This is a genomic window from Rhizobium leguminosarum (assembly GCF_002953715.1).
GTDB lineage: Bacteria > Pseudomonadota > Alphaproteobacteria > Rhizobiales > Rhizobiaceae > Rhizobium > Rhizobium leguminosarum_V.
In genome coordinates, this window is the sequence record NZ_CP025012.1 from 3,334,175 (window position 1) to 3,349,405 (window position 15,231).

General features: G+C 58.2%; 15 protein-coding genes and 2 pseudogenes. 8 read left to right on the forward strand and 9 right to left on the reverse strand.

All coding sequences use genetic code 11. The annotated features are described in order from the left end of the window. Window positions 1–3: 3 nt before the first annotated feature. The 4 genes and pseudogenes from otnK to CUJ84_RS16805 all read left to right on the forward strand — a co-directional run bounded on the left by otnK (window position 4) and on the right by CUJ84_RS16805 (window position 3,610). The gene (otnK, locus tag CUJ84_RS16790; RefSeq protein ID WP_105007038.1) at window positions 4–1,272 is read left to right on the forward strand and encodes a 3-oxo-tetronate kinase; all 1,269 of its coding nucleotides are present in this window, start codon (window positions 4–6) and stop codon (window positions 1,270–1,272) included. Next, window positions 1,269–1,911, forward strand: a pseudogene (locus CUJ84_RS16795) (aldolase). The gene otnK and the pseudogene CUJ84_RS16795 overlap by 4 nt, the downstream one beginning before the upstream one ends. Continuing rightward, the gene (locus CUJ84_RS16800) at window positions 1,908–2,669 is read left to right on the forward strand and encodes a hydroxypyruvate isomerase family protein (RefSeq protein WP_199788719.1); all 762 of its coding nucleotides are present in this window, start codon (window positions 1,908–1,910) and stop codon (window positions 2,667–2,669) included. Before CUJ84_RS16795 ends, CUJ84_RS16800 begins: the two are co-directional and overlap by 4 nt. Window positions 2,670–2,695: 26 nt before the next feature. Next, window positions 2,696–3,610 carry an NAD(P)-dependent oxidoreductase gene (locus tag CUJ84_RS16805; RefSeq protein ID WP_105007040.1) on the forward strand — a complete coding sequence of 305 codons (915 nt, stop codon included), beginning with the start codon at window positions 2,696–2,698 and terminating at the stop codon, window positions 3,608–3,610. A gap of 99 nt (window positions 3,611–3,709) precedes the next feature. Here the strand turns inward: CUJ84_RS16805 and CUJ84_RS16810 are convergent, their stop codons facing one another. Together CUJ84_RS16810 and irrA are read right to left on the reverse strand one after the other, a co-directional pair. Further along, window positions 3,710–4,882, reverse strand: a complete 1,173-nt coding sequence (locus CUJ84_RS16810; protein WP_105007041.1) for an MFS transporter — start codon at window positions 4,880–4,882, stop codon at window positions 3,710–3,712. 58 nt (window positions 4,883–4,940) lie between these two features. Next, complete coding sequence (gene irrA, locus CUJ84_RS16815) at window positions 4,941–5,357, reverse strand: iron response transcriptional regulator IrrA (RefSeq protein WP_199788825.1); 417 nt, start codon at window positions 5,355–5,357, stop codon at window positions 4,941–4,943. Window positions 5,358–5,728: 371 nt separating this feature from the next. Between irrA and CUJ84_RS16820 the strand changes: the two genes are divergently transcribed. Continuing rightward, complete coding sequence (locus tag CUJ84_RS16820) at window positions 5,729–6,817, forward strand: alpha/beta hydrolase (RefSeq protein WP_105007043.1); 1,089 nt, start codon at window positions 5,729–5,731, stop codon at window positions 6,815–6,817. A 377-nt stretch (window positions 6,818–7,194) separates the two neighbouring features. Here CUJ84_RS16820 and CUJ84_RS16825 read toward each other — a convergent pair whose 3' ends face one another. Beyond that, window positions 7,195–7,968, reverse strand: coding sequence for an SOS response-associated peptidase (locus CUJ84_RS16825; protein WP_105007044.1), 774 nt, complete (start codon window positions 7,966–7,968; stop codon window positions 7,195–7,197). An 84-nt stretch (window positions 7,969–8,052) separates the two neighbouring features. Here CUJ84_RS16825 and CUJ84_RS16830 point away from each other — a divergent pair. Beyond that, window positions 8,053–8,867, forward strand: a pseudogene (locus tag CUJ84_RS16830) (Ku protein). Between the two features lies 1 nt (window position 8,868). Continuing rightward, the gene (locus CUJ84_RS16835; RefSeq protein WP_105007045.1) at window positions 8,869–9,132 is read left to right on the forward strand and encodes a hypothetical protein; all 264 of its coding nucleotides are present in this window, start codon (window positions 8,869–8,871) and stop codon (window positions 9,130–9,132) included. A 254-nt stretch (window positions 9,133–9,386) separates the two neighbouring features. Here CUJ84_RS16835 and CUJ84_RS16840 read toward each other — a convergent pair whose 3' ends face one another. Further along, a complete protein-coding gene (locus tag CUJ84_RS16840; RefSeq protein WP_158686945.1) occupies window positions 9,387–9,842 on the reverse strand; it encodes a hypothetical protein in 456 nt (151 codons plus the stop codon). A gap of 161 nt (window positions 9,843–10,003) precedes the next feature. Between CUJ84_RS16840 and CUJ84_RS16845 the strand changes: the two genes are divergently transcribed. Beyond that, window positions 10,004–10,249: a hypothetical protein gene (locus CUJ84_RS16845; RefSeq protein WP_105007047.1), complete on the forward strand. Its 246-nt coding sequence runs from the start codon at window positions 10,004–10,006 to the stop codon at window positions 10,247–10,249. Between the two features lie 187 nt (window positions 10,250–10,436). Here CUJ84_RS16845 and CUJ84_RS16850 read toward each other — a convergent pair whose 3' ends face one another. The 5 genes from CUJ84_RS16850 to CUJ84_RS16870 all read right to left on the reverse strand — a co-directional run bounded on the left by CUJ84_RS16850 (window position 10,437) and on the right by CUJ84_RS16870 (window position 15,230). Then, window positions 10,437–10,703 (reverse strand): DUF982 domain-containing protein, encoded by a 267-nt coding sequence (locus CUJ84_RS16850; RefSeq protein WP_105007048.1) that lies wholly within the window; start codon window positions 10,701–10,703, stop codon window positions 10,437–10,439. A 302-nt stretch (window positions 10,704–11,005) separates the two neighbouring features. Beyond that, a complete protein-coding gene (locus tag CUJ84_RS16855; protein ID WP_105007049.1) occupies window positions 11,006–11,332 on the reverse strand; it encodes a hypothetical protein in 327 nt (108 codons plus the stop codon). 149 nt (window positions 11,333–11,481) lie between these two features. Continuing rightward, on the reverse strand, window positions 11,482–12,261 hold the full coding sequence (locus tag CUJ84_RS16860) for a heparin lyase I family protein (RefSeq protein ID WP_105007050.1): 780 nt from the start codon (window positions 12,259–12,261) through the stop codon (window positions 11,482–11,484). 783 nt (window positions 12,262–13,044) lie between these two features. Next, window positions 13,045–13,308 (reverse strand): metallophosphoesterase, encoded by a 264-nt coding sequence (locus CUJ84_RS16865; protein ID WP_158686946.1) that lies wholly within the window; start codon window positions 13,306–13,308, stop codon window positions 13,045–13,047. Between the two features lie 20 nt (window positions 13,309–13,328). Next, on the reverse strand, window positions 13,329–15,230 hold the full coding sequence (locus CUJ84_RS16870) for an AAA family ATPase (RefSeq protein WP_105007052.1): 1,902 nt from the start codon (window positions 15,228–15,230) through the stop codon (window positions 13,329–13,331). Between the last annotated feature and the right edge of the window lies 1 nt (window position 15,231).

Here is a 15,231-nt window from a genome sequence, read left to right on the forward strand (position 1 = left end):
AATATGGCAACATTCTTTGGCGCAATCGCCGATGACTTCACCGGCGCGACCGATCTGGCTGGGTTGCTTGCCCGATCGGGCGTTCCGGTCTCCCTTAGGATTGGTGTGCCGGCCGAACCGCCGCAGAACACCGCGCCCCTGGAGATCATCGCCCTCAAGTGCCGGACCAGCCCCGTCGATGAAGCGGTGCAAGAGACACAGGCAGCTCTCCAATGGCTGAAGGACGCTGGTGCGCAGCGCTTCTTCTGGAAGTATTGTTCTACGTTCGACTCAACAGCTAAGGGCAACATCGGTCCCGTGGCCGAGGCCCTCATGGAGTCGCTCGGCGTCAGCCAGACCATCTATTGCCCCGCATTTCCGGAGAACGGCCGCGCCATCTTCATGGGAAATTTGTTCGTGGGTGAGCAGCCTCTTTCCGAAAGCCCGATGAAGGATCATCCCCTCACCCCGATGCGGGACTCCAATCTGGCCCGCCTCCTTGGGCCTCAGGTCACGAAGCCCGTCGGGTTGGCAAACCGCCTGTCTGTGGCCAAAGGTGCTGCGTTCCTAGCGGACCGTCTGTCGAGGCTTGCCTCGCAGGGCGTTGCCCACGTCGTTGTCGACGCGGTCGCCAACGATGACCTCTATATCATCGCGGAAGCTTGCCAGGACATGGTTCTGCTGACGGGAGGCAGCGCCGTGGCAATGCCCCTGCCCGAGCTGTGGGCAAAACAAGGTCGGATCGAGAGATCGGCGGCATCCGGTTCCCGCTCGTTCGATCCCGGTCCCGCTATTGTGCTGTCCGGCAGCTGCTCTGCGATGACCAACCGCCAAGTCGCCGAGTTCTTATCGAAGGGCGGACCCAGCTTCAGACTCGATCCCCTGGAGATTGCCGAGACCGGCAATGCAAAGGTGCTCAACTGGTTGGCTGCGCAGGATTCATCCGTCACCCCCCTGATCTACGCAACCGCGGCACCCGACTCGGTCCGCGTTGCGCAAGAACGATTGGGCGTAGATCGTGCCGGCTCTCTGATTGAGCAAACCTTGGCGGTATGTGCGGAAGAAGCTCGAAATAACGGCTACCGCAGGTTTGTTGTTGCGGGTGGTGAAACCTCTGGCTCGGTGATCAAGGCTTTGAGCGTGAGCCGCCTCAACATCGGGGCTGAGATCGCACCTGGCGTTCCGTGGTGTTTCGCGACGTCGCAGAAAGCCAGGATCGCGGTCACTCTCAAGTCCGGTAACTTTGGTAGCGAGGAATTCTTCTCGAGGGCCTTGGAGGTTCTCGATCAATGACGGAAGAAGCTCGCCTACGCGAACAAATCTGCGATCTTGCAAAGTCACTTTTCGACCGAGGGCTTACGCACGGATCGACGGGCAACATATCGGCGCGCATCTCGGACGGCGGTCTGTTGGTATCTCCGACGGGGACAAGTTTCGGCCGCCTCGATCCGTCGCGCCTAAGCCGCTTCGATAGCGACGGCCGGCATGTTGAAGGCGACAAACCCACGAAGGAAATGCCTCTCCACTCCGCATTCTACGACACCCGAAGCCAAGCGGGCGCTGTTGTTCACCTGCACTCCTGCCAGGCAGTCGCCTGGTCGATGATGCCGGATGTGAACGAGGACAACTTTCTCCCGCCTCTCACGCCATACGCGATCATGCAGCTCGGCCGCGTCAAACTGCTGCCCTTCTTCCGACCGGGCGATGGGTGAAGCCGTCCGCGGGCTGGCGGGAAAGCGTACTGCCGTGATGCTTGCCAATCATGGGCCGGTCGTCGCCGGGAAAGACGTGGAGGCGGCCTGCAATGCGATCGAGGAGCTGGAGGCCACAGCGCGGCTCGCGATGCTGACCTGCGGATGCCGCCCCCGCCAGCTCAAGGCGGAAGTGATTCTCGATGTCGTGACAACATTCAATGTGGAGTGGGAAGCATGAAATTCTCCGCGAACCTGGGCTTCCTCTGGAATGATCGTCCGCTGCCCGATGCTATCAGGGCTGCTAAGGATGCAGGCTTCGATGCGGTGGAGTGCCATTGGCCGTATGCGGCTTTTGCCTCGGACGTCAAAGCGGCCTTGGAGCAGACCGGGCTCAAGATGCTCGGTTTGAACACCTCGCGCGGCAGTGTTTCAGTTGGTGAAAACGGATTGTCCGCCCTTCCTGGGCGCGAAGAGGAAGCGCGCGCCGCAATCGACCAGGCCGTTCAGTACGCGACCGAGATTTCAGCTGGCGCAATCCATGTTATGGCCGGAAATTCGAGCGGCCCCCGCGCGCGTTCAGCGTTCATCGAGAACCTCGCATACGCCTGTGAGAAAGCGGGATCGAACATCACGATCTTGATCGAACCCCTCAACCACTACAATGCACCGGGGTACTTTCTCAGCACGGTCGAGCAGGCAGCAGACATCATCCGCGAGGCAGCGCGACCGAACCTTAAAATGATGTTCGACTTCTATCACGTCCAGATCATGGGTGGTGACGTCACGCGCCGTTTCGAGGCGAACCTGCCCGTGATCGGCCATGTGCAGATTGCCTCCGTGCCCGATCGTGGAAGCCCCGACCATGGCGAGCTTGACTACTCGTTCGCGCTGCGCCGCGTTCGCGAACTCGGTTGGGCGCGGCCGATCGGTGCCGAATACCTTCCGGCCAACGGGACGGTGCCCGATCTCGCCTGGCTTGCATCATTCAAAGACTGACAGCGAAATTCGGAGAGGAGATTTCCATGAGCAACAAACCAGTCATCGGCTTTATCGGCGTTGGCATGATGGGACACGGGATGGCGAAGAATATTCGCATCAAGGGCTATGAGCTTTGGTTCCTTGATCAACGCCCGATGCCCACGCTTCTGGAGATCGGCGCTAGGAGCGCTGCCAGCCCCAAGGACATGGCCGAGAAGTGCGACATCATTCACATATGCCTGCAGAACTCGGGTCAGGTTGAAAAGGTCGTCAAAGCTAGCGACGGTATCATTGCCGGCGCACGTCCTGGACTGGTCGTAATCGACACTTCGACCTCCGACCCCTCATCCACCTTGCTGCTGGCACAGGAGCTTGAGACGGCTGGCGCTACCCTGATCGACGCTTCGCTCGGCCGCACGCCCAAGGAAGCCGAAGAAGGCACTCTCGACGCCATGGTCGCAGGCGGTGACGACGTGTTCGAGCGGGTGAAGCCTGTCATCGAATGCTGGGCCGGTCGGATCATCCGGGTAGGTGCCGTGGGGAACGGCCACAAGATGAAGTTGCTGATGAACTTCATCGGAATGAGCTATGGTGCGCTCTATGCCGAAGCGGTTGTCCTCGGAGCAAAAATCGGCATCTCGCCACAGGCGATACGTGATGTCATCACGGGTAGCCGGATGGACAGCGGCTTCTTCGGCACCTTCATGAAATACGTCGTCGAACGTGACCGCGATGCCCACAGGTTCATGATCTCATACGCGGCGAAAGACCTTCGCTACGTCAACAACATGGCTGCCGACTCCAAGGTGACCAGCGTGATGGCGTCTGCTGCGGTCCAGTACTACACGCATGCCGAGGCGATTGGCCATGGCGACGACTTCGTTCCGATGCTCAGCGACCTGGTCGGGAAGCTCAATGGCGTGGACATGGAAGAAGAAGTTCGCAAGGGAGCGCGGTAACGCACGCAGGGATTCTCTTTCCGTCCGCGTTGTATTGCCTCGGCTGTATTAGCCGAGACCAAACAATAGAAACTGTCAAAGGCAGGGCATCCTTTGGGCTCAGCTGCCGGCTTGACCACGCCTAATGATAAACAGTGCCACGAACGTTGATAGCGACACGAGACCACCCGTTGTCACGAAGATGGCCGGCAGCCCGGCGACATCACCAACCAACCCCAGCGCAGGCCCGCTGAAGGCAAGCGCGACATCAAGACAGGCTGAATACAGTCCCATGGCCATGCCGCGACTTTGCGAGGGCGCGGCCCGGACAACTGCGATGCCAAACCCCGGGAAAACGAGGGAATAACCGAAGCCTACCAAGGCGGCTCCCGCCAGGGCGACGATCGGCTGGGAGGCGAGTCCCATCGTCACAAGACCGATCGCTTCGACGATGGCAAACACCAGTGCGGTAAACGGACCGCCAAGCCTGTCGGGGAGATGTCCAAGCAAGATACGACTTGCGACCAACGCCGTCGCGAAAGACGTCACGGCAAGCCACCCGTCTGCCCACTGGCGGTCAACGAATAACAGACTGGAGAATGCAAGGATGCTTCCGTAACCGAGACTTGCAAATGCAGAACCGAGCCCGGGGAGCCAAACTGCTCTGATGACGCTAAGCCTGGATGCGGAGGGCGAAGAGCGGCCTGACACGGGCTCAAGCGGTGCAATCATTGCAGCCATCAACAGCGGCAACAAGATTGTCGCCGTCGCGATCGCCGCAAAGCCTTGCATCGCAAACAAGGCGCTTCCGATGGGGGCACCTGCAGCGAGCGCTCCAAACATTGCGGTGCCGATCCACGCAATCACTTTCCCTGAGTGCTGTGATCCGACGGTGGCCAGGCCCCAAGCTACTGAGCCGGTGATGATAAGACTCTCCCCGGCACCAAGCACACCGCGCCCGGCGACAAGGATCGCGGCAGACAAGACAGGTTGACTGATGGTGATCAAGGAAGCGAGATACAGTGCGCCGGCGGCAGCAGCCAAGGACAGTCCCAAGATGACCGCCTTTTTCGGCCCCTTACGATCCGCAAAATCGCCGGCCCACAATCTCGTCATCAGGGACGCACAGAATTGGCTGCCAGTTATCAGCCCGATCACGAACGTGCCGAAGCCCAAGTCACTACTGACGTGGATCGGAAGCACGGTTATCCCCATACCGGCTATGAGGAAGCCCACGAATACGACCGCCATTTTAGGCGCGAGTGTAACGAGGACATTGGCTCGCGCTGTCAATGTTCATGCTCCAAGCTCAAGGAGTATAAGACGACATGAGCCATCGTCCCGAACATGCTCATCGGCCTGAAATCGGACGTACCCGGATTACAACGTCGATATTGGCTATCTCAAATCCTTCCGGCGGCTCGGGAATGTTGGCTATCGAGATGCTGCTGGCATCTATGTCCCGGATTTCGCCGTCGCCCTCGACATAAAAATGGTGGTGATCCGAAATGTTGGTGTCGAACAAGGTGCGCGCGCCTTCGACTGCGAGCACTCGAACCAGCCCGGCTACGGTGAAATCGTTCAGGGCATTGTAGACCGTAGCGACCGACAGACTGATCCCATGCGCAAGCACTTCCGCATGAAGCTCCTCGGCTGTGACATGGCGATGGCCGCCGGCAAAGAGGAGGTTGAACAAAGCAATGCGTTGCTCGGTCGGCCTCAGTCCCACCGCACGCAGGTCTCTGGCAACCGAAGATGTGCGTTCCATGCTGTTCACCCAAGTTCCACTTTGTGATCCTCCCACCTATATCCTCGCTGTAGCTTGCCCGGCTACATCGACCTTAACTGACCTATAACGCAGCGTTATTGCCTCATGATTGAGGCCCAACAGGTAGGCTTTTCATCAAACCTTCCATATCACGAATGATCGGGAAGTCGGCTGGACCAGCTTGTGATTGAGTGTAGGGCCGCATCAGCGGCCCTTCTCGTGAGGCAACAGCGCCAAGCCAAGCTCGCTTCGACGACACGCTGCCGCATTGATGAAAATTTCTCATAATAACGAGCGAAACGCCCGGCCTAATCGCAAGGCATGGTGTCCATTACATCACCGTCAGGCAGCCACAACAACTGGAGATCGACATGAACACATCCAACGAAACCGTCAATCATGAGGAACCCGACGCTGGACGCCGCACTTTGCTGAAGATGACCGGTGTCGGGGTCGCAGCGATTGGCGTCGCATCGGTCGCCGGCGCGCCCGCGTTCGCACAGGGAAATGCAGAATGGGACAAGGTCTTCCCGAAGAGCAGTAAGGTCGACCACGAGAAGGTGAGCTTCCAGAACCGCTATGGCATCACCCTGGTCGGCGATCTCTATCTGCCGAAAAACCGTGGCACCGGTACTCTGCCGGCCATTGTGGTCGGCGGCCCGTTTGGCGCGGTGAAGGAACAATCCTCAGGCCTATACGCTCAGACCATGGCGGAACGTGGTTTCATCACAATCGCCTTCGATCCATCCTATACTGGGGAAAGCAGCGGCGAGCCGCGGAATGTCGCTTCCCCTGACATCAACACCGAGGACTTCAGTGCTACAGTAGACTTCATTGGTCTGCGCCCTGAAGTGGATCGCGAGCGGATCGGCGTGATCGGTGTTTGCGGTTGGGGCGGCATGGCGTTGAACGCCGTCGCCGTGGACAAACGCGTGAAGGCCGTCGTTGCCAGCACCATGTATGACATGACGCGCGTCATGTCCAAGGGCTACAACGACAGTGTAACTCTAGAACAGCGCACACAAGCGCTGGAGCAGATGAGCCGCCAGCGTTGGGCGGATGCCGAAAAAGGGAACCCCGCCTATCAGCCGCCTTACAATGTGCTCAAGGGTGGCGAAGCGCAGTTCCTGGTCGACTACCATGACTACTACAGCACGCCGCGCGGGTACCATAAGCGCGCTGTCAACTCCGGCAATGCCTGGACGCAGACCACCCCACTGTCGTTCATGAACATGCCGATCCTGACTTACATCGCGGAAATCTCACCGCGCCCGGTCCTGTTCATTCATGGCGAGAAGGCTCACTCTCTGTATTTTGCGGAAACCGCCTATGCCGCAGCCGCGGAGCCTAAGGAATTGATGATTATCCCGGGGGCCAACCACACCGATCTCTACGACAAGGTGGATGTGATTCCGTTCGATAAGCTTCAGTCGTTCTTCGACCAACACCTCAGCGTCTGACGGCTACGTCAGGCATCGCCAATGGCCGCCCGATGGATCGAACAGACCATCGGGCGCTTTCGTTCGTGGAGCGAACCGCGTCGATAGATGGACTGAAAACAGCCTCCTGATCCCACTCACGGGATTTTTTATTCGGGCGATCAACGCCAATCCAAAATGCAGCCCGGGCATCAGGACTGAGGCCTCGAAGATCAATGAAACCGCTAGGCCGCTGCGCCATATCAATCAGCCAACGCGCCCGGGCGGAGAGGCGGCGAAATACTGAGCGCGACCGCAGAAATTGGCTTGGCGCGGTGTTACGATCCTCGAACAAATAGGTTTATTCGATCAATGGCAGGGATCGTACTAGCCCGCGCATATTTCGACGCAAGCATCATTTAGAGTAAGGTTGGCTGGGACACCGGCTCCCCGGACGTGGTCACGATGGTCGAACCATAGGGCTCCCGCGACGTCACCACGATCTGGTCGTTCGGAAGCGGCCGGGCGAGCGCCTTCGCCTCCTCCCAGGGTGCACGCATCCATACATCCACCTCTTCATGCGTCAGCAAGAGGACCGGCATTGCCTTCGGGTGAATCGGTTTGACGACGTCGTTCGGATCGGTCGTCAAAAATCCGTAGAGATCATCCGTAGTCAGGCCATCTTTGACCTTCCGAACGCTTTGCCACTGCGGAACCCAAACGCCAGCAAAAAACATCAGCGGCTTGCTTTCATCACGGGCGAACCAGGCGTTCGGCGTGTTGCCACCCTCTTCCTTGCTGGCAGGGTCCGGCTCGGCAAAGCTTGTCACCGGCACGATGCAACGGTTCTCGACCCCAAACCAGCGCTGCCAATGTGCAAGATTGAGATTGCGGACATTGGTCGTGCCCTTATTTGGTTCCATCCGAATGAGCATATCCATATCGACCGGCTTGCCCTTCTGCCGCAACTTCTCTGCTCGGGCGTCGACCGCTTGCTTGATCACGAAAAACGGCGAAGGCAGCCCCCACCTCGCATGTGCAAGCTGCTTCCGACCGTCCGCCGTATTGCGAACGATTGGCCCAGCTTGGTCGGGGTTCATCTGATAGGCGGGCATCAGGTTAATCAGGCTCTCGACGTCCACTGCCCATTTGCGAACCCAGTCTTTATCCTCCATGCGGTAGAGATTGCACATTGATCGCAACGACCTCCATTTCGCCTGGCCGATAGCCTCTCCCGGGGCCGCTCCGCGGCGCAAGGCCAGCTAGGGGGATAGGTCATGGCTCCGAAATATTACTGGAAAGGCTATCTCAAACTCTCCCTGGTCACCTGCCCCGTGGCTATGACCCCGGCCACGAGCGAAAGCGAGAAGGTTCGCTTCCATACCCTCAACAAGGAGACGGGCAACCGCGTCGTCTCCCGGTACATCGATTCCGTCACGGGCACAAGCCCGTCAAGGACGAGAACGAAGCCAAGGGCTACGCTCGCGGGGAGAACGACTACGTTATCCTCACCGAGGACGATCTGGATGCCGTCGCGCTCGACACAGTGAAGACGATCGACATCGACAAGTTCGTCCCGGCCGACAGCATCGAGTGGATCTACCTTGAGAAGCCGCATTACCTGATGCCGAACGACGCCGTGGGCAACGAGGCATTTGCGGTGATCAGGGATGCGATGAAGGCCGACACGGTTTTCGGCGTGTCGAAGCTCGTGATGGGCCGCCGAGAGCGGGCGGTGGTCCTGGAACCGCGCGGCGAAGGCATCGTGCTCTGGACGCTGCGTTTCGGCGACGAGGTTCGACCGGAGGAGAATTACTTCGAGGAAATCGACGAGAAAGCAGATCCGGATCTTATTCCGCTCGTCCAGAAGCTCATCAAGCAGAAAACCGCGCGCTGGTCGCCGGACATGGTAAGCGACCCGATCCAGGAAAGCCTGCTGCGGCTCATCGAGGAGAAGAAGAAGCTCCTCAAGCCGAAGAAGGCCGCCAAGGGTAGGAAGGAGGAAGCCGCTCCTGCTTCGAACGTGGTGAACATCATGGAGGCACTTCGCAAGTCGGTCGAAACAGATCTCAAGAACAAGAAGACGGGATGACATGCGTCTGGCGGATACGAGGATCGAGCACGACGCCGGCGGTTGGAAGATCGATTTCATCGGAGATGACGGCGACGCCGTCTCTGTGAAGGTCGCCGACGAGCACGCAGTCAGCGCTGATGAAGCCCTCGAAAGAGCGAAGGCCGTGATGGTGCAGTTGACCGCATACGGAACCCGAGGTGGAGGCCGTAGCCTCAACTCATACGACGCCGTCAGCAATGGCAATTTCGACGACGACCAACCGCTTCTGGACACCCGGCATTAGCTGCCAAAGCTTCGGCCCCGCCGCCCCTGGCCAACGGGCAAATAAAAAAGGCCGGGGCGAAATCGCACCGACCTTTCCAACATCGCTCTTCATACCAGTGCCAGTACATCCGTGGTCAAAAGCAGATAAGCGACTTCGGCAGTCGCGAACGCTCGCGTGGAGCACTCACCAGCAACGCCGATGACCATCAAATAGTGTCGGATTGTGTTCAATTCAAGTTGCCCGGCAAGAAGCTCCGCCAATCCGACGGCCGACTACACGAGCGTCGCGTTGGCCCGCCTGTCTACCAAGGGCGCGATACCAGCATAAAAGTATGGAATACTGTCTTCCAGACCGTTTGCAACGCGGCCCTTGACCTTCGCCATCACCAAAACGCCAACGCGGAAATCGGGCTCGCCGATCACCAACACGAACGGATTATCCTGATCCCCGCGAAGATAACGTCCGCCAAAGTGACGCCGAGCGGTTTCAAAAACATAGGCAGAGGCAAGAAAGTGCAGATCGTCGGGCAACTGCGCCTGTCTTTGATGGAAGTCCTGCAGCACCTTGTCAACGAGGTGCAACGAGTCCTCCGAATAGTCGAGCTTCGATGCATCGATCGGTGCTCTAGGGCTGGAGAAGGCATTGACGAAATCCACTGCCTGAGAGGCCATCGCATCTTCGATCGTCGCTGGCATCCTCTTACGTTTTAGAAAGTCGAATAGTCCCATACGTCGTGTGCTCCCCGTTGTTTCAATCGCGCTTCCACAGGATCGCTCGCATTTTATGCATGAGCGAAACGCGACGGCAATCCAACCTGGGGTATGATGAAGCTTGATTGAAATGTGATGGTTGGCGGGCGTCGTTCCCTCAAAACCCATTGGAAGTGAATATGAAAATCGCTGGCATGTTTGCTGCGTTGCTCCTCGTCATCGCACCGCATCAGGTCGAGGCACGGCAGCAAAAACCTCCACGTCCGATGACAAAGGAGGAGAACCACAAGCTTATCCTATATGCGGTCAAGCAGTGTGAAGGCGTTCCAACTGCAAGCACCGAACAGGTGTTGTGCATGCAAGCCGTATTTTTGCGAGTCGCGAAATTGTGGAATGCAGGTCAGACCCCGCCGTTTTTGAAGTAGCCAATCATCCTATGGGCGTCCGCGGCGGGTCGATTCCATACGGTATGTTCGTGGCACCGGCCAGCTGCGGAGGACGAAAGGGCCACGATCTGCGCCGCACTATCGATATCGCGTTGCCCACCAATGATCCAATGGTGTTGCGTCGCTGCCGTGTCAGTCGGCTGTCTCGCCGCGACCCTGCTGATTGTCATCGGTGAACGACAGTTAGGGCAGCGATTCCCGCCTCATCGGCCGCACGCAACAGCGCTTCCCGGAATTTTTCTGGAGCAATCTGCCCGCTGATTGCATCGACGCAGGCTTTTACGGCAGCGACATATTCCTCGCCGTCATCGGATGGCCAGTCCTTGATCAGGATATGCGCCGCATCGCCGAGCGTACATACGATCCTGTGCGCTGCCGGACCGCGCAGAGCGAGCCCGACCGGCATGAATGCCGACGACGTATTCCAGCACATTGTCGACCCCTCAAGGTAAGGATATTGCGGTCCCCAAGCGCAATATACGCGTGTATCTTAAATCTGGATTGAAAAACATGACCGATTGCTGCTTCGTCGCAGAGCTGCCGCCTGGAAAAAGAGAGGGCGCTCTACGACCTCATGCCGGAGCGCCCTGGGCTGCTTGGGCCGTGTTGCATTGATGGACGACGGCAGGGCGTTCAGATGACGGGATTCGAATCAAATTGCAACGTCGGGCGTCGCAAACATCATCAATAATGTAACGCGGCATTTGCTCCATAAGTTCGAGAATTTGTGGTGTCCTATTCAACCGTGAGTGTGCCGCCCTTCTTGGAGTAGCTTTTTCCTCCAAGCGAATTGATCGTCGCGCAAGCTTCCTTGGCGAACTTCTCGCACATCTGGCTCCCCTTGATGCGCCAAGAACCTGTGTAGCTGTTCTTGTCCCCGTCGACCGTAGCTTCGATCTTCCCATCTTCTTTGTAGATTGTGATGCCCGATCCGCTCTTGGACTTCCAATGGATCGTGTGGCCCACCAACTCGCTTTTCAATTGCTCACCCGTCAGGGTCGCTGCATACGCACCAGATACGAAGGCTAGCATCATGCAGCCCGAAACTGTGATCGTCTTCATCGTTCTCTCCCTGGTTTGACGCCGCATCCATCGATGATTATCCCTCGTCGCGGTCGTTATCGCCATTTTGGCGATCAATCCGGGCGACCGCGATGACCAGCTCGCGGTCACGGGGTCCCGCCGTCGCAAGGGTGCATTTCATGGCTGCCCTATTGAGTGCCGTCGACCAACCCGCGCGTTGATCCGCGCCGGATGCCTGTATACCAGGCAACGAGCGGGGTATTTCCCTTCCCGGCGGCCTTCAGGCTCCGGTAGACGCCATACTTGAAATAGACCGGTGAATCACGGTCAACGTTGGGGCCTTTCAGTCCGACCTTCTTGGCCCCGTTCACCCACACGTTGATGAAGCCCGCAGGCGTTCTGGACCAGTTTGCGTTGACAGTGATGCTTGTCCATCTCCCCTTCATGGCATTCGCCGAGGTGAGCCCGATCTGGCGAAGGGGAGGCAAGGGACGCATGGGACTTGCCTGCCTTACCGCAGGATTTCCAAGCTCAAAAATATATCGCCCATCTAGAATCTGGAAAAGAACCGGGCCTTTGCCGTTGCCGAACTGGTGGAACTGACCAAGCTTCGTGTTGACCGAGCCGCTTGCGGGCCAATCCGTTGGGATGAATACCGAGAAATGATACCAATATTCATGGTCCTGGCGCGAAGCTGGTATGGTCTCAAATTTCTCAACCCGTTCACGCTGCCTGTGACAGTCCCCAGTCGAAGCCGGACAGTCGCCTGAACGCAGCTCGAAGCGTTCCGCTCTCGTCCCGTCAGGGGCTGAAGCACGCTGATACGAATAGGATTTAGATGACTGCAGCGAAAAGCTGCCGAAACCGTCGGCGGCCGCCACCGTTGCTACATTGACAAAACAGAAGCTGACGAAAAACGAACCTACCAACGTCGCCAGAGTGGTATGCCGGGAACGAAGTCCGCACATCCGATCCTCCTGAGTGGCGGCAACACTTTGCTAGTCTTGGCCATATACGGCCGCCCTTTCCCCCGCAGCAAAGAAGAACACGATCAACCGGTGTTTGCAACGAGCGAAAAGCTAATCAATTCGTGTGATAGATGATGCAATTCGGGAATCGCTTGGGTAGTGTTGCGCGATTGGAGGGGCTTGAAAGCTCGTTGGCAAACGCTTGCGACTGAAAATCTGGGGGGCTGACGTGGACAATGAAATTCCTTTGACAGGTGGCGGACGGTCGACAGTCATGCGGCGCGACCAAGTGGTTTTCGCGAAGGCGGTCCCTGGTCGTTTCATCGTCGAGGAATAGGGGTTGCACATCCGACCTCCGGCTTTTGACCGCTCGAGGGAAAAGGCCGGTGGCGAAACCGTTAAGGCGGGAGATTAGAAACTGCCAACCACCGAGGCCGCGCATTTCGATCAATCGGTCTTCGCACCTCCGCCGATGTGATATCGATCGGCCCTCGAAAGACTGCTTGCCTTTGTTCTCCGGGACCGCGCTAATCGCGCTGATCCATAGTTGGCGCTCGCTTTACCCTAAGCGGCTGCCTATCGACGCCTTTCGGGATTAATATGCGTTGACCGAGCGGTTTGAAGCCAAGTTCGTCGAGCGCCGAACCCAACGACCGCTTAGCTGGCTCTCGCGCTTTATCAGCCATCTCATCGCTGTCATCCACGTTGCATTCTCCGGGGTTGTTGATGCCAGACGGAAATCGGTCCAGAGTGTGCCGCCAATGAACCGGACGCCATCGATATTTACACCATACATTCGTTCTCGAGGAAATTGATGCTTGGATAGCGCTCGGCGACCTGCCGGGCGTCACTGATGCCCGACTGAAGAGCCGCTCCCCAATAGTCATGGTTGCCGGCGATAAAAACGACGCGCTGATCGCCGAAACGGGAAGCGAGCAATTGGATGCCGCGTGCAACGCCCCGTGTTGTCACGTCACCCGCACAAGCGATGACATCTGCCCCGGTCGGTACAGCGAATTCGAAACTGCGGCCGACCTCCAGGTGCAAATCTGATATCACCCATAACCTCATGACTGCTTGTCCAAGGCTGTCCGCGAACAGATGCGATCGATTTCCGCCAGACTCATTTCGCAGGTTACCGACAGAACCGACGCCAGTATTTCAAGTGCCGGCCGACGAGCCGCAAGAATTTTCGTCGCGCGTTGCACTTCCATATCCAGGCGCTCTCGCACCAGGTCCCGAAGTTGGGGGTCTGCCCGGCGGAGGGCCTCCCACGGCCGGTTCCCGGAGCCCATCTCGAAAAGGAGATCGTTTCCGAAACCGTAGATCCGTTCCATCATCGTCGCCATATCTGACGCCTTCGCCAGATCAGCCTCCTCTCCCCCACCGGAGCCGACGATATGATCGCCAAAAACCAGGCGCTCCGCCGCCAGTCCCGCCAGGCAAATTGCGATCCGGTCGCGAAGGTGATCTGCTGTCGACATCATCGTGAGGAAGTCTCTGAAAACCGTCTGACCAAGAGAGATGGCACCCCGTTGACCCGTGGATTTTCCGCGTGCGATCATTACTTTGATAAGACTCTCGGGCCTTAGGTGATAGCCAACAACCGCATGCCCCGCTTCATGGATTGCCAGACGATAGCGTTCCGCCCGCGTGAACGTTTCGAACGGCGGCATCGCAGATGAAATGTCGGCTTCTGTAACCGTGGTTCGATTGTCATCGCGCGAGATCCGCCGGGCGTCACGAACAACCTTCGCAATATCAGCGCCCGACCAGCCATCCGTTTTCTTTGCAAAATCCACAAGCTCGCCATGAAAGGCACCGCGAAGATGAAACCGCGCGATCGCCTTGCGATCCTCCTCGTCCGGTAAGGGGATATGAATGATCCTCTCCAGGCGTCCGGGCCTCAAAAGCGCGACGTCGACCGCCTCGGCATTGTTGGTGGCACCGATTACCACGACGCCCTCCCGGCCTCCCGCGGGATCAAGGCACTCAAGAAGTCCGTTCACCACTTGTCGCTTGTAGTCGTAGTGGGGCGTCTCGATCCCAGTTGCGCGATCACCGAAGCTGTCGAACTCGTCTAGAAGCAGGATCGCCGGCCGCACGGCAGCCGCCTCCGCGAAGGATTTCCTCATCGCATTCAGCATCTCGCCTAAGTGACCCTTCGACTGCCATGCCGCCCCAGAAGCGACGATTAGTTCGACATCGCAGGTGTTGGCAAGCGCACGAGCGAATGTGGTTTTCCCCGTGCCCGGTGGCCCGCTCAGCAACACGCCGCGGTCGACGTCGGCCCACTCGAGGTCCCCACGCCGCCAAGCCGTCAGGTCGTTCGCAAGCCGAAGCCCCCAGGATTTGGCTGGTCCGTAGCCCGCCAAGTCCTCGAGCCGAGGCGATGCCGCGTTTTCCGGGAGCGGCGACGTTTCCTCTTTGGCTTCCGGCATAGACTTCAGTTGGCGAACCACGCGATGAACAGGTCTGCCCGGTCTTAGAGCGAGCCGAATTTCGTGCAGCCTTCGGCTCGAGAGAAATTCGGCGTCTTCGTCGGAGATTGCCATCCCGAGTCTGAGCGCGGCAGCCTTAAAATACACTGCTTGAAGTGCGGGGAGATCAGCTCGAGCATCGACGATCAAGGAGACTTCGGAGGAAATATCGTTCTCGTCAGTGTAGAAAAGGATGGCCCTCTCGATTGCGCTGAACTTCCGGACGAACTCCCATTCACTGGTCCTGACCTGGTGTGCCTGAGCGACGAGCGTACTGGTCCTCGCCTCTTTGAACATAGGTGACCCACTTTCTACCAGATCGCGAGCGGCCGCCTCGTAAACTTCGATGTCCGTCTTGTCACCGAGCCTGACGGCAATGGCGAATTTCGCTGCCGATAGATATGGGCGAATGGCGCGCCTGATAGCCATGCCCGCAACAAGCGTTGCCATACTGTGCGGGGTGTTCGCCCGCGGTGAAGTGCGTGTCATC